Raw genomic sequence first — 23,868 nt, 5'->3', positions numbered from 1 at the left:
CCATCGATGCTTTTGCTTTTCAAGAATGTTCGGACGGAAGAGCGGATCCTGCCGCAGCGCGTTGCGATGGCTGGCGAGCGACGTGCTAGAATCGGAATGCGAGGGGAAGATGACGAAAGCCGGAAAGTCGTGATCCGCACCGAAGCCGATATCGCCGAAGCGCTCGCCGCGCTGACGGCAGCCGACGAGAGGCTCGTTCGAATCGCCGAGACGGCCGGTCCGGTTCCCCTGCGCCGGGTCCGCTCGGGTCTGAAGGGCCTTCTCGCCATCGTCGTCGCCCAGCAGGTGTCGAAGGCGAGCGCCGATGCGATCTTCGGCCGGCTCGACGCCGCCGTCGATCTCGCGGATCCCCACGCGATCCTCGCCGCGGGCGAGACGACGCTGCGCGCCGCCGGCCTGTCGCGCCCCAAGCAGCAGACGGTCGAGGCCGTCGCGGCGGCCATCGCCCAGGGACGGCTCGATCTCGCCCGCCTGGAGACGACGGACGCGCCCGAGGCGATCGCCGAACTCGTCGCCGTGCGCGGCATCGGTCCGTGGACGGCCGAATGCTGGCTGCTGTTCTGCACCGGCCACCCGGACGTCTTTCCCGCCGGCGACCTCGCCCTGCAGGTGGCCGTCGCCCACGCGCTCGACCACGAGAGCCGGCCGACGACAAAACGACTCGGCGCGATCGCCGAGGCCTGGCGACCGCACCGCTCGGTCGCCGCCCGACTGTTCTGGGCCTATTACGCCGTCATCCACAGGCGCGACGTCGTGCCCGCGCAGGAGGCGGCAAGAGCGGCGACGCCCCTGCAACAGAACGCAAAAGCGGACCGCAAGCCGTCACGCTCTGGCCAAAATTCCCCCAAGCCCCTGTCATGACTGGTCTCAGGCTTCACAAAGGCGACATGATGGAGCACGATAGTCGGCACGACGCAGGTAACCGATGACGGCATGTGCCTAAGGAGAATGCGGTGACGATTGCGGTAAGTCCGGACTTATCCCCAGCCCTCGTCCTCAACGCCGATTTTCGGCCGCTGAGCTACTATCCGCTTTCCCTCTGGTCCTGGCAGGACGCCATCAAGGCGGTGTTCCTGGATCGAGTGACCATCCTCGCCGAATACGACCGGGCGGTCCGAAGTCCCACCTTCTCGATGCGCCTGCCCTCCGTCGTGTGCCTGAAGAGTTACGTCAAGCCCGCCCGCCACCCCGCCTTCACCCGCTTCAACGTCTTTCTCCGCGACCGTTTCCAGTGCCAGTATTGCGGCTCGCCGCACGAACTGACCTTCGACCACGTCGTGCCCCGCTCGAAGGGCGGCCTGACCACTTGGGAAAACGTCGTCGCCGCTTGCTCTCCCTGCAATCTGAAGAAGGGCGGGCTGATGCCGAAGGCCGCGGGCATGATCCCGCACCAGACGCCCTATCAGCCGACGGTACACGACCTGCACAACAACGGCCGGCTGTTCCCGCCGAACTATCTCCACGAGAGCTGGCTCGACTATCTCTACTGGGATTCCGAACTCGATCCCGAGTGATCGGCAGGCCTTCGCGTCTCCATCGCCGCCAAGATCCTGCGAAGACCCCGGTGATCGCGCGCGAGACGAAGCGGGGACGTCACCTTCCCGTCCTACCCGGATTTGCCTCAGGAGACATCGCGGCGCGGCACGAACGGTAGCGGCGGGTGGTGTCCGCTCTCGCGCGCCGATCCTTTTCGTCGACCCGTCGCCGGCAGGCTCGACGCCGATTCGCTCCATGGCGAGGACGTCTCGACGCGCCGGCGGACCATGTCGACGATGCCGACGAATGACGCCCCGATATGCGCCCGCATCAGGGAAGCCGCCTCGGCGGCGTCGCGGGAGAGGATGGCGTCGAGGATTGCCCGGTGCTCGCGCTGCGATTCCACGATCCTCGAGGCACGGGCCCGGAACTGCGCGCCGCGCCAGGGCAAGGTCCGCAGGCTCAGATCGCCGATCGTCGACGCGAGCACGCGATTGTGAGCCCCCTGCTGGATCAGCTCGTGAAACCGCGCATTGGCTTCGGCATAGTCGACGCCCTCCGTCTCTCCGGCGGCGGTGACGGCGGCGAGAGCCTGCCGCTCGACCTCGTTCATGCGCAGCGCCGCCATACCCGCCACCAGCGCGGCAAGCTCGCCCACCGCCTCGAAGAGATCCTGCATCGCGATCGGATCCAGACGCTTCACCACGAAGGCGCGGCGGGGGCCACGCTCGACCAGGCCGACGGCGCTCAGGCGCTGCAGGGCCTCCCGGACCGGCGTGCGCGAGACGCCGAATTCCTCTGCGAGCGGCAATTCGTTCAGTGCATCGCCCGGCCCCAGCTCTCCGGCGATGATCCGTTCGATGATGGCCGCATGGATGTCATCGGCGCAACGTCCACCTGCCTGCATAATTTCCACTCATGCTAAAAATTTAGGCTTGCATTTGTACACATAGCACCGGCAAAGTCGACAAGGAAGATTCAACGGCACTTCCGAAGCATCGCTTGTATTCGTGAGCGGGCGGCGAGAATTCGTCGGCCTCCCGGTCCTTCGACGCGCGGCACCTCTTCATCCTGGAGTATTTGCATGACCCGTGACACCGGTGAAAAGATCGACCACAAGGCCGTTCTGGCGGCGCGTTTGTCCAGCCGGATCGGACGGCGAAGCTTCCTGAAGGGTGTCGGCGTCGGCGCGGGCGCACTGGCCGCCGCCGGGCTCGGCCTCACCCCGGACCTCGCCCGGGCCGATCAGGCCGGCCACATCCGTATCGCCTCGCTGTCGCACATCGACACGCTCGACCCGCATTTCACCTTCTTTCTCTCGGCCGTGCAGGTGATCAACAACATCCACAACGGCCTTCTGAAAGTGACCTTCGACGGCGAGGCGGTGAAGTTCGAACCCGATCTCGCCGCGACATGGGACATGGAAGACGACACGACCCACCTCTTCAAACTCCATGAGGGGGTGAAATTCCACGACGGCACGGCCTGCGACGCCGAGGCGGTGAAATTCTCGCTGATGCGGGTGAAGTCCGGGGAGCCGAAGTCGCCCCATGCCTGGAAGCTCGAACTGCTCGACGAGATCGAGATCGTCGATCCCCTCACCCTTCGCCTGAAATTCTCCAAGCCCTACGCCTTCCTGCCCGTCGCGCTCACCGGCTCCACCGGCCGCGCGGGCACCATCGTCAGCCCGGCGGCCGTGGAGAAATACGGCATGGACTACGGCCGCAATCCGGTCGGCACCGGCCCGTTCAAATTCGTCAGCTGGAAAGACAACGACGCGATCGAGCTCGAAGCCAATCCGGACTATTTCGAGGCCGGCATGCCGAAGCTCGCCAAGGCGTCCTTCATGCTGATCAACGAGCCGAGCACGGCCGTCGCCGCCCTCGTCTCCGGCCAGATCGAGGGCATGAACGACTGCCCGCTGCAGCTCGTCAACCAGGTCAAGCAGGTGCCGACGGTCAATCTCTATGGCGGGGTGGAAGGCAACTACACCTATGTCGGCATGAACACCCGCAAGGCGCCCTTCGACGACGTCGATCTGCGCCGTGCCGTCGCCTTCGCCATCGACCGCGACGCCGTGGTCAAGCAGGGCTATTTCGGCCTCGCCCAGCAGGCCTTCACGCCGATCTCGCCCCCGATGACCGGCTTCTACGATCCAAACATCGCCGAGAGCGACCGCGGCCAGCGCTTCGACCTCGCCAAGGCCAAGGAATTCCGCGCCAAGGCGAAGACGCAAGGCGACATCGAGGTCACGTACATCATGACCGAGGACGGCCCCGGCGGCACCCGCGTCGCCCAGACCCTCGCCCCGATGCTGGCCGAGATCGGCATCAAGGTGAAGCTCGAACTGCTCGAGCCGGCCGCCTGGGTGAAGCGCATGAAGGACGGCGACTTCGAGATTCTGGATTTCCGCTGGTGGGCCGATCTCGACCCGGAAGAGACGCTCTATCCGGAGTTCAAGTCGGGTGGGTCGTGGAACTACTGGGGTTGGGAGAACGCCGAGTTCGACCGCCTCTGCATCGAGGCCGGCGCGACAATCGACCAGGCCAAGCGCGCCGAACTCTATCGTGAGGCCGAAGACCATCTGATGGACGAAGCGCCGGTCGCCATGCTCGCCCACATCCCGGTCTACAAGGCCTTCGCCAAGAAGGTCGAGGGCTTCCAGTACGTCCCCTGCGACCTCGTCAACCTGCATACGGTGAGCATCGGCTGATGCTCTCCCGGGCCGCAGGCAAGATCGCCCAGACCCTGGTCGTTCTCCTGATCGTCTCGATCGCGAGCTTCTCTCTTCTGAAGCTCGCGCCGGGCGATCCCGTCCTGCTGATGCTCGGCTCCGAGTTCGATCAGGCGAGCTACGATTCGCTCAACCACGCCCTCGGCCTCGATCAGCCGATGATCGTTCAATATGCCGAATGGCTCGGCAATTTCGTCACCGGCGACTGGGGCACGTCCTACGTCGCCCGCGCCGACATCTTCAACCTCGTCGTCCGGGAGGCGCTGCCCGTCACCCTGACGCTGACGGCCTGCTCGCTCGGCCTCGCCATCCTGGTCGGCGTGCCGGTCGGGGTCCTGTCGGCGGTGAAGAAGGATACGGCCTGGGATGCCGGCGCCGCCGTCTTCGCCCTGACCGGGACCGCCTTTCCCTCCTTCTTCCTCGGCATCCTGCTGATCTGGTTCCTGGGGGTGAAGTTCGGCGCCTTCCCGGTGATGGGCTTCGTGCCGCCCTGGGAGGATTTCTGGACCGGGCTCTACCACCTCGTCCTTCCCTCGATCACGCTCTCGACCTTCTTCATCGGCATGATCGTGCGGGTGACGCGGGCCGCTCTCGTGGAGGTTCTCGATCAGCCCTACATCACCGCCGCGAAGGCGCGGGGCGAGCCGGGCTGGCGCGTCGTCTGGGTGCATGGCGTGCGCAACATCATGATGCCCGTCGTCACCGTCATAGGACTGCAGCTCGGCGGCATCCTGCAGGGCGCCGTCCTGACAGAGACGGTGTTCTCGATGCCGGGCATCGGCCAGATGCTGACGAATGCCGTGCTCGGGCGGGAGTACATGCTCGTCCAGGCCGGCGTGATGCTGACGGCGGTGCTGTTCATCCTCGTCAATCTGCTCGTCGATCTCTCCTATCCGATCCTCGATCCGAGACTGAGGCCGCGCTGATGGCCGTGGGCGAAGCGTCCCTCGATCCCTCCACCGTTCCGGCCGGAAAGGCCGCGGCGAGAGCGAAGAAGCCGCGGCGGAAAAGCCTCTTCCTGCGCCGTCCGTTCTTCAGCCTCGCCCTTCTCGTCGCGCTGGGCTTCGTGCTCTGCGCCGTCTTCGCGCCGTTCATCGCACCCTACGATCCGACCGCGCAGTCGATCGAGGCGATGATGGCGCCGCCCGGCCCCGACCATCTCCTCGGCACCGACAGCTTCGGCAAGGACATTTTGAGCCGCATCATCTTCGGCGCGCGCTATGCCCTCACCATCGGCATCGTCGCCGTGCTGATCGGCGCCGGCGGCGGGCTGGTTCTCGGCCTCGCGGCGGGGCTTTCCACCGGCTGGCTCGAATGGGCGCTGATGCGCCTCATCGATTCCATCCTGGCACTTCCCTCGCTGATCCTCGCCATCGCCATCATCGCCATTCTCGGCCAAGGGGTCGACAAGGTGATCCTCGCCGTCGGCATCTCGCTCGTCGGGCCGTTCTCGCGCACCGTCCGCTCCGACGTCCTGCAGGTCAAGACGCAGCTCTTCATCGAGGCGGCTCATCTGATGAGCATCCCGCGCCTGACGGTGATCCGCCGTCACATCCTGCCCAACGTCTTCTTCCCGCTGCTCGTCCAGATCACCGTCCGGATTTCCGAGGCGATCCTCGTGTCCTCCTCGCTCTCCTTCCTCGGCATCGGCGTCACCCCGCCGACGCCCGACTGGGGCCTGATGATCGCGGAGGGGCGCGGCTTCGTCAGCTTCGCGCCCTGGATGTCGGGCATGCCCGGCATGGCGCTGGCCATCCTCCTGGTGGCGCTGGCCATCGTCGGCGACGCCGTCCGGGAAGAGTTCGATCCCAAGCTGAAGCGCGCCCAATGAACGCTCCCGATCTCGTCGCGGCGGGCGATGCCGCTCCGCTTCTCGCCATCGAGGGGCTCACCCTCGAACGCGGCCGGAGCCGCATTCTCGACGGCGTTTCCCTGACGCTCGGCCGCGGCGAGACGCTGGCCCTCGTCGGGGAGAGCGGCGCCGGCAAATCCACCATCGCCTTCGCCCTGATGGGCCTGATCGGAAAGAGCGAGGCGAAGATCGCCGGGCGCATGCGCTTCGACGAGGTGGACGACCTCGCCTCTCTCGACGAACGCGGCTGGGGCAGGCTGCGCGGCCGGCGCATCGCCATGGTGTTCCAGGATGCCGGCGCAGCGCTCGACCCCTGCTACACGGTCGGCGGCCAGCTCGTCTCCGTTCTCCGCCGTCAGTTGGGATTGGGACGGGCAAAGGCCCGCGAAAGGGCGCTGGAACTGCTCGAAGGCGTCGGCATCAACGACGCCGAGGCGCGGCTGTCCGCCTATCCCCACGAACTCTCCGGCGGCATGCAGCAACGGGTGATGGTGGCGATCGCGCTTGCCTGCAATCCCGAGCTTCTCCTCGCCGACGAGCCGACTTCGGCGCTCGACGTCACCATCCAGGCGCAGATCATCCGCCTGATCCTGACCGAGATCCGGGCGCGCGGCGCGAGCTGCGTCTTCGTGCTCCACGATCTCGCTCTCGCCAGCCAGTCCTGCGACAAAATCGTCGTCCTCTATGCCGGCCAGGTCATGGAGGCCGGTCCCTCGCGCGGCATCCTCGAACGTCCCCGCCACCCCTATACGCGGCTGCTCAAGTCCTGCGTCCTCGAAATCGGCACCGAGACGCTCGACCCGCCGGAAGGCGGCGTTCCGAGCTACGGGGACATGCCGAAGGGCTGCCGCTTCGCCACCCGCTGTCCCAACGCCCTCTCCCGCTGCCTTGCCGAACGCCCGGCCCTTGCGGCCGACGGCGACAGGCTGATCGCCTGCTTCAACCCGGAACCGCGACCATGACCGAGCCCCTCCTTGGCGACGCAGTCCCGGCCGCCGCGCCGGGCGCCGGATCGAACGGCATCGCGGCGTCCGACCGCCCCGTCTTCGAACTCCTCGACGTGGAAAAGCGCTTCGCCGTCAGCCGGCCGGCGGGATTCCTGAAGCGCGAGAAGCGCTCGCTCGCCGCCCTCGACGGCGTGCGTCTGACCGTCCGACGCGGCGCCTCGATCGCGCTCGTCGGCGAAAGCGGCTCCGGCAAGTCGACGCTCTTGCGCGTCCTCCTCGGGCTTGCCGAGCCGAGCGACGGCAAGGCGCTGTATTTCGGCCAGCCGGTGAACGAGGTGCGGGCGCAGAGCCGGGATTTCGCCCGCTCGGTGGCGATGATCTATCAGGACGCCCGCGCCTCGCTCGATCCGCGCATGACGGTGACCGCGCTGATCGCCGAGCCGCTCCTGCATTTCGGCCTCTGCGGCCGGGAGGCGGTGGGCGAGCGCGTCGCCGCGCTGCTTTCCCGGGTCGGCCTGCCCGCCGAGATCGCCGAGCGCTATCCCGCCGCTCTCTCCGGCGGCCAGGTGCGCCGCGTCGCCATCGCCCGGGCGCTCGCCGCCGAGCCGACGGTGCTGATCGCCGACGAGGCGGTGTCCGGCCTCGACGTCTCCACCCAGGCGCAGCTTCTCAACCTGCTGCGACGCCTGAAGCGCGAGATGGGCCTGACCCTCCTGTTCATCACTCACGATCTCGGCGTCGCGAGCTATCTGTGCGAGGAGATCGCCATCATGTATCTCGGCCGCATCGTCGAGACCGGGCCGACGGACGCCGTGCTGTCGGCGCCGGCCCACCCCTATTCCCGCGCCCTCCGTCACGCCGCCCCGGAATTCTTCGCACCGATCACCGATCCGCTGGAGGGCGAGATCCCGAGCCCTCTCGATCTGCCGACGGGCTGCCGCTTCGCCAGCCGCTGCCCCCGCGTCGAGGAGGACTGCCTCACCGCCGAGCCGATCCTCGCGCCGATCGCGCCCGGCCGGACCGTCGCCTGCCGCCATCCCCTTGACGCGGAGGACCATCCCGCCTTGCCTCAGATCACGGCTTCGGCCCCCGCCGCCGGATCGCCGGCCGGAGGCGCCGGAGTCTCCGCCTGAGCGTCGCAGCAACGGGGCGGCGGCTATCGGGATGCCGGAAAATTCACGCGCAAGGCCGCCGATCGCCGCGACCGATCCGATCCTTCGCCGCACCGAAACGACGAAACAGTCCCGGCCCCGCGCCGGCTTCCTGCAACTGAACGACCAGAGACGCCATGTTCGACTTCTTTTCCGGCCGCCGCCCGTCCACCTATGCCGGCCGCGCGATGATCGCCACCTCCCACCCGCTGTCGACGGCAGCCGGGCTCGAAGTGCTCCAGGCCGGCGGCAACGCCGTCGATGCGGGGCTGGCAGCCCTTGCCGTCCAATGCGTCGTCGACCCGCTGATGACCGGCATCGGCGGCGACTGCTTCGCGCTCTATGCGCCCGCAGGCGAGCTGCCGAAGGCGCTCAACGGCTCGGGCCGTGCACCGGCCGCGGCCTCGATCGAAGCCCTGCGCGAGGCCGGCCTTTCAAGCGAGATTCCCCAGACGAGCCCGCATGCGGTGACCATCCCCGGGGCCGTCTCGGCCTGGTGCCGGCTCTCGGACGATCACGGCTCGATGCCGCTTTCGAAAGTCTTCGAACGGGCGATCGGCTATGCCCGCGACGGCTATGTGGTGACGCCGCGCGTCGCCATGGACTGGGCGAACAACGCCGCCCTGATCTCGGGCGACGAACATGCCCGCGCGGTGTTCATGGCGGATGGCGCGGCGCCCCTGCCCGGCAGCCGCCACGCCCAGCCGCTCCTCGCCGACCGTCTGGCGGAGATCGCCGAGAGCGGCTCGGCCGGCTTCTACGAGGGCGCGACCGGCGAGAGCATGGCCGCCCATCTGAAGAGCCTCGGCGGCCTGCACACGGCGGAGGACTTCGCCGCCGGCAAGGACGCGGCGCACTGGGTCTCGCCGATTTCCGCCAACTATCGCGGCTTCGACGTCTACGAATGCCCGCCCAACGGCCAGGGCCTCGCCGCCCTGATCATCCTGAAGATCCTCGAAGGCTTCGATCTCGCGGCCATGGACGAGGCCGAGCGCTGCCACATCCACGCCGAGGCGACCAAGATCGCCTATCGCCACCGCGACGCCCTGATCGCCGACCCCGAGGTCTGCCCCGGCCTTGCCGACACGCTTCTCAGCGAAGCGGCGATCGCCGCGATGCGGGCGCGGATCGACCCGGCCCGCGCCGGACGGCCGGCCCTTTGGGACGAGCCGGCGCATCAGGACACGATCTATCTCTGCGTGGTGGACGAGGCGGGCAATGCCCTGTCGCTGATCAACTCGCTGTTTCACGGCTTCGGCTCGACCCGTCTCGATCCGCGCACCGGCATCCTGTTCCAGAGCCGCGGCGCCTCATTCCGCTTGATCCCCGGCCATCCCAACGCGATCGGCCCGAACAAGCGGCCGATGCACACGATCATCCCGGGCATGGTGGCGAAGGACGGCCGCGCGATCATGCCCTTCGGCGTCATGGGCGGCCACTATCAGGCAGCCGGGCACGCCAATCTTCTCGTCAACGTCCTCGACCGGGGCCTGTCGCTGCAAGAGGCGATGGACGAGCCGCGAAGCTTCGCCTTCGGCGGCGAACTGCAGATCGAGCCCGGCTTCGCCGAAGCGACCCGCGCCACCCTCGCCGCCAAGGGCCACGCCCTGTCGGTCGCAACGAGCCCGATCGGCGGCAGCCAGGCGATCCGGCTTCACGCCTCATGCCTCGAAGGCGGCTCCGAAAGCCGCAAGGACGGCATGGCGCTCGGCTTCTGATCGGGCCGGCCGGCCAGTATGGCGGCGCCGCCATGTTTGCGGACGATCCGGCACCCGATGTCTCCGGGCCGGATCGATATCCCCGGGCCGGAAAAAGCGAAAGATGGCGACCCCGGCAGGATTCAAACCTGCGACCATCGGCTGGTGTTCCGCCGCGTGGCGGCGTGGAAGGACGTCAGGCCAAGGCCCTGGGGAGGCTGAGAGGGCGCAGGCCCCTTTCCGCATTCACAATGCGACGGCTGTCGCGCGAGGAATGGCTAGTCTAATGCTGCGGCGCGGATGACGAATCGGGCCACCGACAGCGGAAAGCCGCTGAACGCGAGACCTGCCCCTGCCCTCGGCCGAGGCTATCGTCCTGACGCCTCGGCCTTTGATCAAATCATCAATGTGGAAGAAGCGTGGGCGTAATCCGCTTAGGGTATTGAGATTCTCTCAGCAAACGTTGACGCTGGGAGCATCATCGCGCGTATCATCAGAACCCGCCCCGGTGATCTCGGAAAAGCGAAGCCACGCCGCCGCGTGCTCTACTTGCTCTCTAAGATCGGCAAGGTCTCCTTCGACTTTCTCCATTCGCCCATCGACGTCCTGAAAAGATTCGGCAAGATCCTTGATCGCCTTAATGGCAGCGCGCTTTTGTTTCGCCGCCGCCTTGAAGGCGCTGCCGGGTGCGGGTACTTGCCGCGCGTGGCGCTTGTTTGTTTCCATCCACTCAGCGAATGCCTCCTTCGCATTCGCGAGAGCCTCTTCCGCGGTCTCGCCGTCGGACACGCATCCCGCCAAGTCGGGAAACGTCGCTAGATAGCCGCCTCCCTCCTCGTCGGACAGAGGGCGGATAACGATCGGATAATCCATCAATCGCTCCTTCCTTTTGTTGCAGCTCGGACATGCGCTTTACTCTTGCTGACCAGCTGACGGATGTACACAGGCTTGATCGGACGCTTAGCCGGAATGGTAAGTGGTCCGGCTAGCTCAGGGCTGTAGACTTTGAAATGGCTCCCATGAGCGGGTTCCTCAAGGGACATGCCAACTTGGGCGCATAGCGTCCTAACGTCTGAAATGGTCCAGTCGCCTGCAGGGTTTGCACCCATCTGTTCGAGCAAGGATTTCTTCGGAGCCACACCCTTCCTTCCTATAGACTGGAGCCGATCGTCAAGAGTGCGAACCTCTAACATAATAGTCCATGTTGCATGGAACTGCCGAGCCTACCCGGAAGCCTCAGTAAATAAAGGGAACTCTCTGCAAATTACATGCGACATGGACGTGGATTAAAACAGAAATAAGTGACTGAAATAATTGGCGACCCCGGCAGGATTCGAACCTGCGACCATCGGCTTAGAAGGCCGGTGCTCTATCCACTGAGCTACGGGGCCGTTCGCGCCCGGCCCTTGATGCGCCGGCCGGGCGGAGTCTCTGGAAGCGACGCGCCGCAGCGGTGGCATTCGTGTCGCGAGTTCCTAGCAGAGCCAGGGACGACGGACCTCAATGGGTCCAAGGCTGACGGCGATCATATTTGAAATTGTCGGCATAGGCGACCCGCACCCGCTTGGGCGGATGCGGCTCTTCCAGGCGGAAATCGATGCCGTTGCGCTCGGCATATTCGATCGCCTGCTCCTTGGTGTCGAAGGTCAGACGCACCTGCGAGCGCATGTCGCGGGAGGAGGTGTAGCCCATCAGCGGCTCGACCTGCTTCGGCGCGGCGGGCTCGTATTCGAGCATCCAAAGCCGCGTCTTCGCCTTTCCCGACTGCATCGCGGTTCGAGACGGCTGAAAGATGCGTGCAACCATGTCCGGCCTCTCCGTCGCTGCCCATCGCGAAGGACCCCTGGTCGGAGCGGCAGGATTCGAACCTGCGACCCTCTGGTCCCAAACCAGATGCGCTACCAGGCTGCGCTACGCTCCGCACGGGGTGACCCGTTCGCCATCAGCGATCTGCCGGGCTTTGCCCGCCGAGTCAAGGCCGACGAACCGGTCAAAGCGCAACAGAACGGAACAGGATTGTCCGGACTATATCCCGGAATTGTCCCGGAGCGTGTTCACCACGCGTTCTTGCAAACCGGCGGTCCACCGCTACACTCTGTCCTTCATCGCCAATCGGATGAAAGCTGGAACCATGTCCAGAACCGAAATTATCAACGACGAGCAACGGGCTGCGCTGCAGGTCAAGATCCATGAATGGCGAAAGGTTGCTTCGCCTGTCGGGCCGCAACACGCACTTTGGGATATGATCGCAGACGCCGAAGCTCTTCTCGCTGGCAGACGCTCAATCCTGAGTGCAGAAGATTTATTGGCTGATAAGACCCGATGACCAGCGCCACCATCGAAACCCTCGGCGACCTGCGCGACTACGGCATGTCGCTGACCTGGTATTGCGCCGGCTGCAGCGGCCGGATCGCGCTGACGCTGGCCGAGGCGATCGAGCGGTTCGGATCAGGCCAGCGCTATATCAACTGGCAACTGCCGGGCTTCGAATGCTCGCGCTGCAGTGACAGGCGGACGACGATGATCGTTCAGCCGGTGCCGGATGGGTATGCGCTGCCGGGGCGGTGAGGATTGAATAGGAAACCACGCTATGAACGAAAAGACCTTCACACTGCCGCGGACGCAGCCAACCGAGCCGGATCCGGTCTCGTTCCTAGCTGGCGCAGGCTACATCGTGACGCCGGCGGATGGCGGTGTTCCTGGCCTCTTCGACGTGCGAGGGGTCGGACGCGATTTGACAATGGGACAGATCCGGGATGTCGCGCGACAGGCGTCCGCCGAAGTCTGAAACGACGAAAGCGCTGCCACCCCGTGAGGTGGCAGCGGCGCGGTGGTGCGGATGGGGCGAGGGTTGTGGTCCCGCCCGCGAGATGGGCGGGGTCAGGCGAGCGGCGTGTCGCGCTCCCACACCTGCCGATAGATCATGTCGGCCAAGGTATAGCCGAGTGCCCGAGTCCCATCGGGCACGACCGGGTGATTGGTGTTGTCGATCAGAACATCACAGTTGCCGACGCCCGTGGTTGCACCGATAACGCCAGACCCGACCAGCCAGCTGGGGCCAACCTGTTGCACAGTCTCTCCAACCGAATGTGCGTATTTGAGCGCCCCTATGATGGGATGGGTGTTGACCGCATCGGACGCGATGACGACCCGCTCGCAGTTGGCCCCGCCAGGATTAATCTCCAGCACATCATAGGGGCGCGGACGAATGCCGTTCACGAAGATGGACGTGCCGCCGACAGAAGCGGCTAAGCCAACCGACCCGGAGACGTAGAGCGACGGATAGGGTTCCGGCATTTCGAGGAGGTCGCAGAAGATCACCCCTGCTGCCTTGATCGCCGAGCGCGTCGCCTTCATCACCGCTATCGCGTTGGCGGTCATCGAACTGTGGCTCCAGCCGTGCTGCGCATTGATCGCCGACAGCAGGATCGTGTCCGGGAGGGAGGCCGCGACCGCCTGCCAGAAGCTTGTTGCGGCAGCCGCTTCCGTCGCTGGTGTGGCCGAGAAGGCATTCGTACCACCCAGCACGAACAGGATGTCGGGCGCGAATGGTACGATGTCCGACGATGCTCGCTGGCTGAAGGAAAGGCTGGAATTCGTGACGGAATAGCTGGTGCCGCCGATGTTAGAGGTGGAGATGTCATCCCAGCCGAATACGTCACTCAGCCAGAGCGCATAACCAAGCGGCGAAGAAAAACTGTCGCCGAAGATCATCACCTTCGGCCCGCGAATAGGGGCGGGTGCGACAGTATCTGTCGCCGCTCCATGGGCACCGACGAAGCGCGCCGTGTTGTCCATGATGATGTCGATACGTCGCGACCCCATCGACCCGAAATCAAGCTTGAGAACTGCGCCGTCGCTCACGTTGTATGGCGTTGCCTGCACATACTGGTCGTCGACCTTAACGTAGAACAGGCCGCCGCCCCCGATAAAGCGGAGTTCAAGTGCGGACCCGGTATGTCGGAAGATCGCCCGCTGCTGACCCTTTGCCGTGTAGGTTCCAGCCGTCGCCGTCGAGATGTGGTTGTCGACCGGAACCATGCCGTTCTTCTGCTCTGTAGGTCGAGCCCCAGCCCATGCGAAATAAGCCGTTGGACCGGCTGTCGGCGCACCGGCATTACCCCACGCTGTCGGCCAAAGACGCGCAAGCGTCGATGACGACCCCTGCGTCACGGTCACGCCCGAGTAGATCGGTCGCGTCGCCACCTTCTGCGGGATATGTAGTCGGAGACGCCGCAGCATGGCGTTGCGGAGCGCTCTCGCCTTTGAGCCGGGGTTCTTGATGTTGATGGTCACGCCAAGTCCTCCAGCACGAGATATTCGCCGTCGAGCATCAGCGGCTCGCTATCGACTGCGATGGCGTTTGCAGGCACCCCACCCCGGCCATGGGAGAGACCGGAAAGGCCGAGGCCGAGACCAAGACCGAACCCCATCAGGTCAGCCCCACCAGGTTGGTCGCCGTCGTCCCGGTTACGAGAACGCGGGTAGCCCGCACCGGCAGAATCGTTCCGGCGGGAACGCCGACGAAAGTGACGTTCGGAAGCCCGTATTTCTGCGCGATCGTGATGTCTCCGGCGCCGCCGACGTAGATCGCGCGAGTGACGTATTGTAGATCGGCCCCGTCCGCAGGTGTGATCGGAAAGCAGATTTCGCCGGGGCCGTTTGCGCCGACGGCGGAATAGCGGTCAATTATGGGCATGATTGTTCTCCTTTGAGGGTGATCAGCGGCGGGACTGACGGAGCTCGTGCCGAAGCTCCTGCAACTCTTCGCGGTGATCGACGATGGCGCGTGTTTGGCTCTCTATCGCTTGCGTCAGCGCCTTGGTCGCCATCGCCTGTTCGGTCGTCGCAATAGCCTGCCCCGTCACCTCGCCTGAAAGCTGTTTGATCGCTGATGAATCGACGATGGCACCGGCGATCTCGACGCTCTTGCCGCCGGAAACACTTGGGCTGCTACCCTTGCTCCCATTTGAAGCGGATAGCTTGCTCTTCAGAATGTTGAACGCGTAGACGGCCGCGCCTACTGCCACGCCAATAGTCCCGCCAAGATAAACGAGCCAGACCGGGAGGTCGGGTGCCTGACCTTCCATGCTCAGCTCCTATCGCGGCCATGACGATCGTGCTCTTCTTGCGGTTCCGTAAGCCCCGCATGGATCGTATAGAGACACAGAATCGAGATGCTGAAATAATTCCAAACGCCAGTCGACAGGTAGACCGCGTTTGGCGGATTGATGAACCCGAAGATTGTTCGGAGCGCGTCGAGAATGCCGAGATTGGATAGGAAGACGGCGTAGGGAAGGAAGAAACCGAGGGCCAGTGTACCGTAGACCGCTGCGCCGATCAGGCTGCAAGTGGCGCGAATGTGCATCGTTGCCCGCTGCCTGGCGCCGTTGATGATCAACCCGACGATCCACAGCGTTCCCGTCAGAGTGATTATGATGCCCCATTGTTCTTCGGGCGACATACCGAAAAAACGCTCCGGGAAAGCCTCGTTAAATGCTTGGAACGATGGCGACGCGAAGGTGTCCCCCGGCGCCAGAAGAGACAACCCGAAGCCGGTAATGTTGAAGGCGGCGAACCACTCGGAAATTCGCTGACGCGCCCGCTTTTTGATGCGGAGAAAGATCATCGCGTCACCTCGTCAGCAGGTGCAGCGCGATGACGAACATAGCCGCGCCGACAACGGCGATGGTTGGTGCCCAACGCATCAATTGCCCCCATTGGCCGGCGCTCGATATGACCCGATGACGGCCATGACGAAGCTCGAAAACCCGGTGAGGACACCGGTCACCGCAGCGCCGAACATGGCCGTGTTCGCTTCGGGCGGCAGCCATCCCATCGTTGTGCCGATCAAGACGATGGCGCCGCCAGTGGTGACGCCGGCGACGGCGCCTGATGCCGCGCCCTTGCCCGCGCCGATTGCCTTCTCGACCGGACTAGCCTCGTTTTTCGGTTCTGCGGGCACGACGACCTCCTTGGCGCCGAACGGCGCGATCTTCTGTTCAGGGGTTGCGGATTTCCATGCGGCAGCGGCGCGGTCGGCCCACTGATCGCGGCTCTCGAAATGCTTTACGCCGGCCCGCTCGAAGGCCGCCTCGAAGGCGCGGACCTTGCCATAGCGGCCAGCGGCGGCGGCGACGGCCGGGACGGTCCGCTTTTCGCTCGTCAAAAGCTCGTGGAGGAGAAAGTAATAGTTCGCATCGTCGGAATTTGGCGGCAGGCGACGATCGCGGCACCATGCCTCGAAGGCATCGCGCCGTGCGCCGGTCCATTGGGCCCAGCCATAGCCGCCGCGCCCGGACGACGGGCTGATCTCCTGCATCGTCGCGAGGCCGTTGCTTTCATGGCCGAGATTGCCGAGGCAGCCGAAGCAGTCTTCTTCACCCCATGCCGGGATGTCGCGCAGCAGCGAGGCGATGATCCATGGCGCCTTCTCGGCGAACGGACCCGCCAGCTGCGGATTTTCCCCGTTCTCTTCCGAGCCAGCGGCATCCGTGGCGACGTAGCGCCGCGCAACCCAGCCTTCATATCCCGCCGGCGTCTTGATCTTCAGCCAATCGCCGTCGCTGCCGTAGACCGAAACGACCGTTCCCTTGGGCAGGTCGCCGATGTCGCGTCCGCCCATGTTCGGCGCATCGCGCAGGTTCAGCGTCGAGGCCGTCACGGTGCCGGTGCCGGAGACCGGAACATCCTCGACGCGAGCAGTCGGCTGCGGCGCGGAGGCGTTCAGAAGATGGGCATATTCCCGTCGCGCATCAAAGCACGGGCAGGCCTTAGCCGCATATTGGTTGTGACCGCTGATCTTCGTCACGGACGGGAACCGCACGAGAAGTTCAGACAGGAACCGCTTGAGGCTCTCCTTCTGTTCCGGCGTCCGCGTGTCTTTCGCCTTCATAGCGGCATCGACGCCGCCGACATAGACGACGCCGATCGTTCCGGTGTTGTGACCGGCGACGTGCGCGCCGACCTGATCGACGGGTCTTCCTGGCTCGATCTGTCCGTCGAGGTGAACGACGAAGTGATAGCCGATGTCCTTCCAGCCGCGCTGCTTGTGCCACTGCCGGATCGTGTCGACGCTTACTTCGCGCCCCTCCGGCGTCGCGGTGCAATGGACGATGATCTCGTTGATTGGCCGCATGGGTTCACCTCACGAAAACGCCCGGCGCGCATCGCAGCGGCCGGGCACGGGAAAACCGACTCGCCTATCGCGATCGGTCGTGCAAAAAGGACTGGCGGGAAGCGAAGGCCCCGAGGCGGGCGCCTTTGCGTCAGATACTGGAAAAGGAGAACCGATGAGCGGAGAACTGCACCGATACTTCCTCAACAACGGCGAAAGACGCCTGCACAAGTGGGTGCATTATTTCGACATTTACGAGCGATACTTCGACCAGTTTCGGGGTCGCGCCCCGACGATCCTCGAAATCGGCATCTTCGGAGGCGGCAGCCTTGCCATGTGGCGGGACTATTTCGGCGCCGATGCGACGATCCTCGGCCTCGACATCAAGCCGGAAACCGAGAAGGTCGCAGGTGCCGCGAACCGCGTCTACATCGGCAGCCAAGACGACCCCGCCCTTCTGGATCGCGTCCTCGCCGAAAACCCGTCCATCGACATCGTCATCGACGACGGCAGTCACGTCATGCGCCACATGATCGCGACCTTCGAGCACCTTTATCCCCGGATCAGCCCGAACGGCGTCTATCTCGTCGAGGACACGCACACCTGCTACATGAGCAAGTTCGACGGCGGCCTGCGGCGGGAAGGCTCGTGGATGGAGTTCGTCAAGGACCGCCTCGACGATCTGCATGCGACCTATACCAACGGCGAACTCAAGGTCAGCGCATTCACCCGGTCGACGAAGTCGATCTCCATCTACGACAGCATCGCCGTTTTCGAGAAAGCACCGCAGGGCAAGCGGCAGGCATTCATCACCGAAGCGATGTCGTAGTTGCTCACCCCACCAGAAGCCGCGTCAGGGCGCGGCCTCTGGCCCCGTTCTCGACGAAGCCCGGATGATTGAAATTATTGGCGGAACACACGTCGGCGAGCGTGATCCCGATCGCACCGAGATAGGTGTCCTCATAGATCGAGAGATCGGACAGGAAGGCCGACTGCGTAAACCGAGCGACGCGGGCGAGGGCCTGGTTCGTGTATCGCCAGCCGACGTCGACGTTGCCCTGCCGGCGAGGAACACCGGAGACGATGACCTCTCTCCCGTCATTTTTGTACGTATTGATGATGTGGAACATGCGACCAGCCGTGCCGGCATTGGCGATTTCGTTCATGCCGAAGTGCAGGATCACCAAGTCCCCGCCGAGCGCCACGGCGTTGTCCAACCAATAGACACCGCCGCCGCTATCGACCGGCGCCCCGGCATCGGTGACGACATCCGCCGTGGCCGCGCCGCCCACGCCGAAATTGTCGTATGTGACGGTGATGCCTCGGGTCTGAAGCTCGCGAACCGTTTTCCAGACGAACGTCTCCGCGACGTGGACCGAACCCGCACCGTCATCCGCCCGGCCGAGTTCGACGGCGGTATATTTCGGCTTGCTGTCGACGAGAGCGGACGGAATGTTGGCCGAGAAATATTCCGGACGGTCTCGCGTCGCACCGTTCGGCGTCGCCTTGGAGGGCGCCGACGATTGACACGCCAGGATGCTGTCGCTCATCACCACGATATGCAGCGGGTCGCCGCGCCGGATCTTTGCGATCGTCTTCGGCAGGCACCGCCGCGAGCGCTCGCGCTCCACTCTCAGCGCCTCGATCAGATCGCGCGGTTCATGGTCCTGCAGATCCCACACGGGCACATGTGTCACGACGCTGTCGGATACCCGCAGATGCGCCACCGCGCGACGGGATTGCGAGGCGATCGCCGGGATGTACTCGCCGGGCGCGGCCGGAGTTTCGGTGCCCGTCTGGACGCCCATCGCGCCGCTCGTCATGTCGACATAGAGCAGATCGTAGCGGGCATTGCCGGACGCCGCGAGGCTCACCGAGCCGGAGCCCGAGAACGCCGTGTTGCCGCCGGACTGTTCGATGGTTCCCGATGCGGTGTAGGTCGTCCCGGTGACGCCGATCGTCGCCGATGCAATCTCCGCATCGACCGTATCGAAGCCGAGACCCTCCGAAGTCGCGCTCTTCGCGTAGGTGAAGCCGACCGCGCCCTGAAACAGCGCCGTCACGTTCGTCGTGGGCGTCGCGGTCGCCGAGGTGAGCCCGGTGTATCGTCCGCGGCGGCGCTGGCGAGGATCGGTCGATGCCTGATTTCCGAGCCCCATCGAAACTCGAGAGAGCTGATTCGCGCCCCAACTGGCGACGAAGATGAAATAGCTTTGCCCCGCCTCCACGATGACGGGGTCGACCGGGATCGACACGCGCGCCGTCGCGCCGACACCGGGAGTGAGGCCAAGTTGAGCAGGAGTGCGCCGAGCGACGCGAATGGCCGGCCCGCTCGCCCCGAAGTCGTAGGCACCATCGCCGACCGATGTGGCGCGCTTGCAGATCATGAACAGGAAGTGGTCGCAGGTCGCAGCCGCGATCAGATCGGCGAAAATCGCCGTGATCACATCGCCTGACGCGATATCGACCCCGCCGTCATAGGCCTTTTCGAAAACGGTAATCGCAGGCGCGCCGATGCCCCACGTGCCGGTTGCGGCGCCGGTGCTATCGGCCGAGGGCAGACCGGCGAAGACTTTGGCGGACTTGACTTCGTTCGCCGCGACGCGGGACGCGAGGGGCGTGCCAACCGGAACAGAGAATCTCAGCACCAAGTCGAGCAGTGGCGTATTGGTGCCCGAGAACCCGACCGTGTCTCCTACCGTGCCGTTATAGTCGGAAGCGGCAAAGAACACCGACGAGCCACTTGCTCCGGTCGAGTAGTGGAAGCCCGCTGCGATCTGGACGAACACTCGCCCTCCGGCGGGCACGAAAATCGGACGATCCAGCGTCAGGGCGTTGACCCCGCTGGACGGCAGATTCAGCGCAACCTCCGCCGATACCACGTTCCCCGGCGAGACCACGATCGCCTTTCCGGTTGTTGCCGCCGCAACCGAGATATCGAGACCGGTCAAATACCGATCCGTCAAGGCGCCGTCGATCATCGGCGACCAAAAGAACGTGTTGTCCGCGATACTGTCGGTGTGCCCGGTTGTTCCGACGGACGTCTTCGTCGTGACAGACAGGGACGGCAGGCCGGCGGCGACCGTTCCGTCGATCGTCGTGTTGAGACGGGTTTCGAGCTGTAGATTGCTCGAGATCGCGTCCAGGATGTCCTGCAGTGCGTCAGGATCGCCCACGGCGGCGCTCAGCGCTTCGATAGTGTCCGAAAGAGGCCCGCTCGCCAAGAGCTGAGCCGATAGATCGTCATAGGCGACACGGACGGTAGTTTTGACGCCAGATACGTCGGCGTTGCCAACCAGTTCCGATACGGTCGCGGAAGACGGCAGGTTTACAGTCGAAGACATTACTTCTCCGGGTGCTTGCTCGTGCTTAAGGGGAAACTTGGCGAAGCGAAAGATTGTCCATCGAATATGCGCCATCAGATGACGCGATGAACTGAATTCGGTCATTCCCAGACGTTGCGGTCAGGTCGAATTCGTATGTGCCGACGGCCGAAATAACTGGCCCAAGTACAGTGGTAGCTCCGCCGGCGAGAACGGGACGAACCGTCCCGCTCGTGTAGCTCGTGATCGTGATTTCTCCGCGGTAGGTTACACCAGCAACCAGCGAAATCGTCTGGAAGAAATTGCTGGCGGTTCCTGCCGCATGATTGGCCGTGCCGCCAGAAATCGTCCAGCCCGGCCCTTTGGTGTAGCTGGTATCGGCGTCGAAGCCGCCGTTCGTGATCTTCTGTGGCCCAAGTAGCGTTGCTTCGACAGAAGCAGGCTCGGCCTCAGCGTCATTCGAGAAGGTCGTCAGATAGTAGACGCGATCACCGTAGCCTGCCGTGTCGACCACGGCAGGCGGAGAAGCATTCGGAGCCGAGTAGACGGTGGCAAGGATGTCCGCCGCGGTCAGATCCTCATAGGCTGTCCCGATCGGAGCACTGTAAACCCTCACGCCCACCATGCGCTGCTCGTTCGGGTTCAGCCATGTGATGGATGCCTCGTCGTCATTGATCGAGACCTCCACGTTCAGAACGGATAGGAGAGCCGTCGGATCCTCCGCCCCGACCGTAACCGTCGTAGTGGCGCCCCACGCGCTGACGAGGCCGGTCTGCCCAACCGACCGCGCCTGCATCTCGACGATGTCGTCTTTTGCGTACCCCTCGATTTCTACCGTTCCTGCGTAGGCGTAGCCGATCGCCGGCGTCGGGCTCCAGGTCGACGACCCCTGCAGACGGTGCTGGATTTCGTAGGCGGTCACGAGGGTTGCGCCGGTGGCCGTTACGATGGCACGGATCGGCGGATAATCGTTCGGGTCGTCCGTCTCGCGCCGCGCCACTTCGCCGGACCGGACGCTGACGATGATCGGCGTAGACGGCGCAACCATGTCGATCTCGACCTCGGCGCCAACTCTGCCGTCCCACGCCGGCGGTGTGTCGGTCGCGAGAAATGCGTCGATCTCCGGCGCGGCTGGCATCAGCGTGACGACAGCGCTGAAGTCCTCGCCGTTCTCCACATCCTTCACGATGGCATCGACGGTCTCGCCGTTCAGCGGTCCGAAGAATGCGAGGTCGCCGTCGTAGCGATCGTCATCGATGTAGCCGCGACCCTCCGGCAGCCAATCGTCGTCGGTCGGCCGATAGCCAGGGTCACTATCGATCGCGTAGCGGTTCGAAATCGACACGAGGCTGAGCCCGCGCGTTTCTCCGCCGACCGTCGTGACGATCCATGTGACCGATGATCCGTCGCGCAGACGGAACCGGATGCCGTAGTCGACGCCCTCGTCCATCTCGACCAGTTCATCGATCGCGACGTATCTGCCGGTGACGCTCACGACGCGCGCGCTCGTCTGCCCATCGAAAAGCGAGAGCTTCACGAGATTGCCCCGGACGATGATCAGGTTCTCGATGTCCATCGAGGCTGTCCACGTCTCGGCACGGTACTCTAGTTCCAGGAAGCGTCGACGGCCGTAGTACCAGATCTGCGCCGGATCGGTGATGCCGTCGGCGTTCAGTTCCTCGATGCGCTGCGGCGACCCAACAAGGCCCGGCCGCGGGACGATCCGCTCGTGCTCTTCCCAAAGGTTCGACGCATCTCGGAACGGGATGCGCCACGCATCCGGTGGATCGATCGACTGGACGCTGCCCTTGATGTCCCATGCATTGCGCGGGCCGATGTGCGAGACGATTTCCGTCTGCTGCCGATCGATGCAGACGGTCTCCTGTGTGCCGTAGTTCTGCGGCGTCGCGCGTCCAGCCCGGCAGACGTCCTGCGCCACCTCCTCGATTGAGGCGTCGTAGTCGTGGATCCGGTTGTATTCGAGGCCGAGGTCCGCACACCATTCATGCCAATCGGCAAGGTAGGCCAGATCGATTTCGGCGTCAGCGAGCGGTTTCGGATTGGCCGGACCCTGAAGCGTCCAACGCCGCAGTGACGCCGGGCTGCTCGTCGCCCGCTCGATCCACGTCTCTGTGGCGGCGTCCCAATCCTGGCAGACGCGCTGCGCGACGAAGTTCAGCTCCTTCAACTGCCCGTTCGTCAGGCGGGTCGCCTTTACCTTGGCACAGATCATCGCCATCGGATGCGGGAAATTCAGCGGGTATTCCGGACGGTGCGCGCGGACGCAATTCCAGACGGTTTCCTGCGAAGCCTTGGAATTCTCACCGCTAGTCCGCTTCAGACGCAGTTCGTACTGACCCCGAACGGCTGGCGTCCATCGAAAGCCGCGGTGAATTGGATTTCTCGTCTTACCGAAAATGCGGTGAAAATCGTTCCCATTCCCGTCCTGAAGAAAGACCCAAGTGCTCGTGCCGGCCAGCCTGTATTCAATGGTGATCGTTACCGACTGCTCTTCCTCGTTGCCTTCATCATCGGTATCGAGAAGCCCCCCAGGAAATGAAATATCGACCGACAATTCTTCGGCATCGGGTGGGGCGACCCGCGTGACCGGATAGTATTTGTCGTCATCGTCGCGCGCCTGCAGCGAGATACCGACCTGCACCTCGCTGACCTGCGTCGGATAGAGCGACAGCGGCTCGTCGTCGGGGTAGCCCTCCCGAATCTCGAGCTCGTATTCGTCCTCTTCCAGATCGGTGATGGGCGTGTCGCCGATCTTGATGGAGTCGACGTCGATCTCCAGCGGGCCGTAACCGCCGAACAGACCGGTGATCCACCGCTCGTCGCCGATTGTCTCGGTGAAGGATGACGCCAGCGACGGCGGGGCCCACCGATGCCGTCCCATCAGATCGGCAACGGGGCCGTTCTTGTTGACGACGTTCGTCCAGCCCTCGACGTCGTAGGTCGGCGAGTTGCTCTCACCCTGAGGCGTCTTGATCGGAATCAGCGCCTGCAGAAGAAGCTGCCCGGCGAAACCGAGTGCCGCCGTGGCAAACGCTCCGGCGGCGGCGGCAGAGAGGCCAAGCGAACCGGCGAGCAGCGGTCCGACATAGAACTGTCCGAGCGCAATCGCCGCGATCGAGACGACGACGCTGAGGATATTTCTCAGTGCCCCGCCCTGCGGCACAACCCGGATGACGATGGTCCATCCTGGCTGCGGCCGGACACGATGCCAGACGGCGGCGCTGATCACCCACTCGCCGATCGTGACGCGCACCATGGCCATGCGCTCGGGCGGCAGGCCCGGAAACTCGGCCGCCACCATCTCGGCCACCGTCATGCCGTAGGGCCGTGTCACCTCACGCCGGTTGCCGATGTCGAGCGTCGGCAGAGCGAGAACGGACAGCGTCTTCGGCTCATGAAAAAGGGCCGCCGAAGCGACCCCATCATCTGCCTGCCGAACCGGGACGAGTTGACTCATTTAATCAGCGTTCCCGACGTGATCCGTCGCCTCTTCACACGGGTTTCGAGGAACGGATACGACGTATTCAGTCCCGTATTGGCCGGATGGGAA

At 64.5% G+C, this 23,868-nt stretch carries 23 protein-coding genes and 2 tRNA genes; 12 read left to right on the top strand and 13 right to left on the bottom strand.

Annotated features, from left to right (window positions below; translation table 11 throughout):
• Window positions 1-96: 96 nt before the first annotated feature.
• Both LZD57_RS10970 and LZD57_RS10965 read left to right on the top strand, forming a co-directional pair.
• Window positions 97-861 (top strand): DNA-3-methyladenine glycosylase family protein, encoded by a 765-nt coding sequence (locus LZD57_RS10970; RefSeq protein WP_233719663.1) that lies wholly within the window; start codon window positions 97-99, stop codon window positions 859-861.
• Window positions 862-953: 92 nt separating this feature from the next.
• Window positions 954-1,514: an HNH endonuclease gene (locus LZD57_RS10965; protein WP_233719662.1), complete on the top strand. Its 561-nt coding sequence runs from the start codon at window positions 954-956 to the stop codon at window positions 1,512-1,514.
• 107 nt (window positions 1,515-1,621) lie between these two features.
• On the opposite strand, the gene LZD57_RS24000 is transcribed toward LZD57_RS10965, so the two are convergent.
• A complete protein-coding gene (locus LZD57_RS24000) occupies window positions 1,622-2,383 on the bottom strand; it encodes a GntR family transcriptional regulator (protein ID WP_255699901.1) in 762 nt (253 codons plus the stop codon).
• 177 nt (window positions 2,384-2,560) lie between these two features.
• Between LZD57_RS24000 and LZD57_RS10950 the strand changes: the two genes are divergently transcribed.
• The 6 genes from LZD57_RS10950 to LZD57_RS10925 all read left to right on the top strand — a co-directional run bounded on the left by LZD57_RS10950 (window position 2,561) and on the right by LZD57_RS10925 (window position 9,878).
• On the top strand, window positions 2,561-4,189 hold the full coding sequence (locus LZD57_RS10950) for an ABC transporter substrate-binding protein (RefSeq protein ID WP_233719661.1): 1,629 nt from the start codon (window positions 2,561-2,563) through the stop codon (window positions 4,187-4,189).
• On the top strand, window positions 4,189-5,136 hold the full coding sequence (locus LZD57_RS10945) for an ABC transporter permease (protein ID WP_233719660.1): 948 nt from the start codon (window positions 4,189-4,191) through the stop codon (window positions 5,134-5,136). The genes LZD57_RS10950 and LZD57_RS10945 overlap by 1 nt, the downstream gene beginning before the upstream one ends.
• Window positions 5,136-6,041 (top strand): ABC transporter permease, encoded by a 906-nt coding sequence (locus LZD57_RS10940; RefSeq protein ID WP_233719659.1) that lies wholly within the window; start codon window positions 5,136-5,138, stop codon window positions 6,039-6,041. The genes LZD57_RS10945 and LZD57_RS10940 overlap by 1 nt, the downstream gene beginning before the upstream one ends.
• Window positions 6,038-7,024, top strand: a complete 987-nt coding sequence (locus LZD57_RS10935; RefSeq protein WP_233719658.1) for an ABC transporter ATP-binding protein — start codon at window positions 6,038-6,040, stop codon at window positions 7,022-7,024. Before LZD57_RS10940 ends, LZD57_RS10935 begins: the two co-directional genes overlap by 4 nt.
• Window positions 7,021-8,142, top strand: coding sequence for an oligopeptide/dipeptide ABC transporter ATP-binding protein (locus LZD57_RS10930; RefSeq protein WP_233719657.1), 1,122 nt, complete (start codon window positions 7,021-7,023; stop codon window positions 8,140-8,142). Before LZD57_RS10935 ends, LZD57_RS10930 begins: the two co-directional genes overlap by 4 nt.
• Before the next feature lie 155 nt (window positions 8,143-8,297).
• Window positions 8,298-9,878: a gamma-glutamyltransferase family protein gene (locus tag LZD57_RS10925; protein WP_233719656.1), complete on the top strand. Its 1,581-nt coding sequence runs from the start codon at window positions 8,298-8,300 to the stop codon at window positions 9,876-9,878.
• Window positions 9,879-10,310: 432 nt separating this feature from the next.
• Here the strand turns inward: LZD57_RS10925 and LZD57_RS10920 are convergent, their stop codons facing one another.
• The 4 genes from LZD57_RS10920 to LZD57_RS10905 form a co-directional block, all read right to left on the bottom strand.
• On the bottom strand, window positions 10,311-10,730 hold the full coding sequence (locus LZD57_RS10920; protein ID WP_233719655.1) for a type II toxin-antitoxin system HicB family antitoxin: 420 nt from the start codon (window positions 10,728-10,730) through the stop codon (window positions 10,311-10,313).
• A gap of 442 nt (window positions 10,731-11,172) precedes the next feature.
• A tRNA-Arg gene (locus LZD57_RS10915) sits at window positions 11,173-11,248 on the bottom strand.
• Between the two features lie 109 nt (window positions 11,249-11,357).
• The gene (locus LZD57_RS10910; RefSeq protein ID WP_233719654.1) at window positions 11,358-11,663 is read right to left on the bottom strand and encodes an ETC complex I subunit; all 306 of its coding nucleotides are present in this window, start codon (window positions 11,661-11,663) and stop codon (window positions 11,358-11,360) included.
• Window positions 11,664-11,701: 38 nt separating this feature from the next.
• Window positions 11,702-11,778: transfer RNA gene (locus tag LZD57_RS10905), tRNA-Pro, on the bottom strand.
• A gap of 129 nt (window positions 11,779-11,907) precedes the next feature.
• Between LZD57_RS10905 and LZD57_RS10900 the strand changes: the two genes are divergently transcribed.
• From LZD57_RS10900 to LZD57_RS10890, 3 genes are read left to right on the top strand one after another with little or no spacing between them, the layout of a single operon-like run.
• Window positions 11,908-12,183 carry a hypothetical protein gene (locus tag LZD57_RS10900; protein WP_233719653.1) on the top strand — a complete coding sequence of 92 codons (276 nt, stop codon included), beginning with the start codon at window positions 11,908-11,910 and terminating at the stop codon, window positions 12,181-12,183.
• Window positions 12,180-12,425 carry a hypothetical protein gene (locus tag LZD57_RS10895; protein ID WP_233719652.1) on the top strand — a complete coding sequence of 82 codons (246 nt, stop codon included), beginning with the start codon at window positions 12,180-12,182 and terminating at the stop codon, window positions 12,423-12,425. The genes LZD57_RS10900 and LZD57_RS10895 overlap by 4 nt, the downstream gene beginning before the upstream one ends.
• Window positions 12,426-12,447: 22 nt before the next feature.
• Window positions 12,448-12,645: a hypothetical protein gene (locus LZD57_RS10890; RefSeq protein WP_233719651.1), complete on the top strand. Its 198-nt coding sequence runs from the start codon at window positions 12,448-12,450 to the stop codon at window positions 12,643-12,645.
• A 92-nt stretch (window positions 12,646-12,737) separates the two neighbouring features.
• On the opposite strand, the gene LZD57_RS10885 is transcribed toward LZD57_RS10890, so the two are convergent.
• From LZD57_RS10885 to LZD57_RS10860, 6 genes are all read right to left on the bottom strand, one after another.
• Window positions 12,738-14,153: an SGNH/GDSL hydrolase family protein gene (locus tag LZD57_RS10885; RefSeq protein WP_233719650.1), complete on the bottom strand. Its 1,416-nt coding sequence runs from the start codon at window positions 14,151-14,153 to the stop codon at window positions 12,738-12,740.
• Window positions 14,150-14,290 (bottom strand): hypothetical protein, encoded by a 141-nt coding sequence (locus LZD57_RS10880; protein WP_233719649.1) that lies wholly within the window; start codon window positions 14,288-14,290, stop codon window positions 14,150-14,152. Before LZD57_RS10880 ends, LZD57_RS10885 begins: the two co-directional genes overlap by 4 nt.
• Complete coding sequence (locus tag LZD57_RS10875; protein WP_233719648.1) at window positions 14,290-14,556, bottom strand: spike base protein, RCAP_Rcc01079 family; 267 nt, start codon at window positions 14,554-14,556, stop codon at window positions 14,290-14,292. Before LZD57_RS10875 ends, LZD57_RS10880 begins: the two co-directional genes overlap by 1 nt.
• A gap of 22 nt (window positions 14,557-14,578) precedes the next feature.
• Window positions 14,579-14,947 carry a hypothetical protein gene (locus LZD57_RS10870; RefSeq protein WP_233719647.1) on the bottom strand — a complete coding sequence of 123 codons (369 nt, stop codon included), beginning with the start codon at window positions 14,945-14,947 and terminating at the stop codon, window positions 14,579-14,581.
• A gap of 2 nt (window positions 14,948-14,949) precedes the next feature.
• Window positions 14,950-15,486 (bottom strand): hypothetical protein, encoded by a 537-nt coding sequence (locus LZD57_RS10865; RefSeq protein ID WP_233719646.1) that lies wholly within the window; start codon window positions 15,484-15,486, stop codon window positions 14,950-14,952.
• Between the two features lie 78 nt (window positions 15,487-15,564).
• Window positions 15,565-16,995, bottom strand: coding sequence for a phage tail tip lysozyme (locus tag LZD57_RS10860; protein WP_233719645.1), 1,431 nt, complete (start codon window positions 16,993-16,995; stop codon window positions 15,565-15,567).
• Here LZD57_RS10860 and LZD57_RS10855 point away from each other — a divergent pair.
• A complete protein-coding gene (locus LZD57_RS10855) occupies window positions 16,961-17,803 on the top strand; it encodes a class I SAM-dependent methyltransferase (protein WP_233719644.1) in 843 nt (280 codons plus the stop codon). The two genes, LZD57_RS10860 and LZD57_RS10855, sit on opposite strands and share 35 nt — an antisense overlap.
• 4 nt (window positions 17,804-17,807) lie before the next feature.
• Here LZD57_RS10855 and LZD57_RS10850 read toward each other — a convergent pair whose 3' ends face one another.
• Window positions 17,808-20,423 (bottom strand): SGNH/GDSL hydrolase family protein, encoded by a 2,616-nt coding sequence (locus LZD57_RS10850; protein ID WP_233719643.1) that lies wholly within the window; start codon window positions 20,421-20,423, stop codon window positions 17,808-17,810.
• A complete protein-coding gene (gene gpJ, locus LZD57_RS10845) occupies window positions 20,344-23,775 on the bottom strand; it encodes a TipJ family phage tail tip protein (protein ID WP_233719642.1) in 3,432 nt (1,143 codons plus the stop codon). The genes LZD57_RS10850 and gpJ overlap by 80 nt, the downstream gene beginning before the upstream one ends.
• Between the last annotated feature and the right edge of the window lie 93 nt (window positions 23,776-23,868).

The sequence above is a fragment of the Jiella avicenniae genome (assembly GCF_021390325.1).
Classification (GTDB): Bacteria; Pseudomonadota; Alphaproteobacteria; order Rhizobiales; family Rhizobiaceae; genus Jiella; species Jiella avicenniae.
This window is presented reverse-complemented; position numbering and strand designations above follow the sequence as displayed.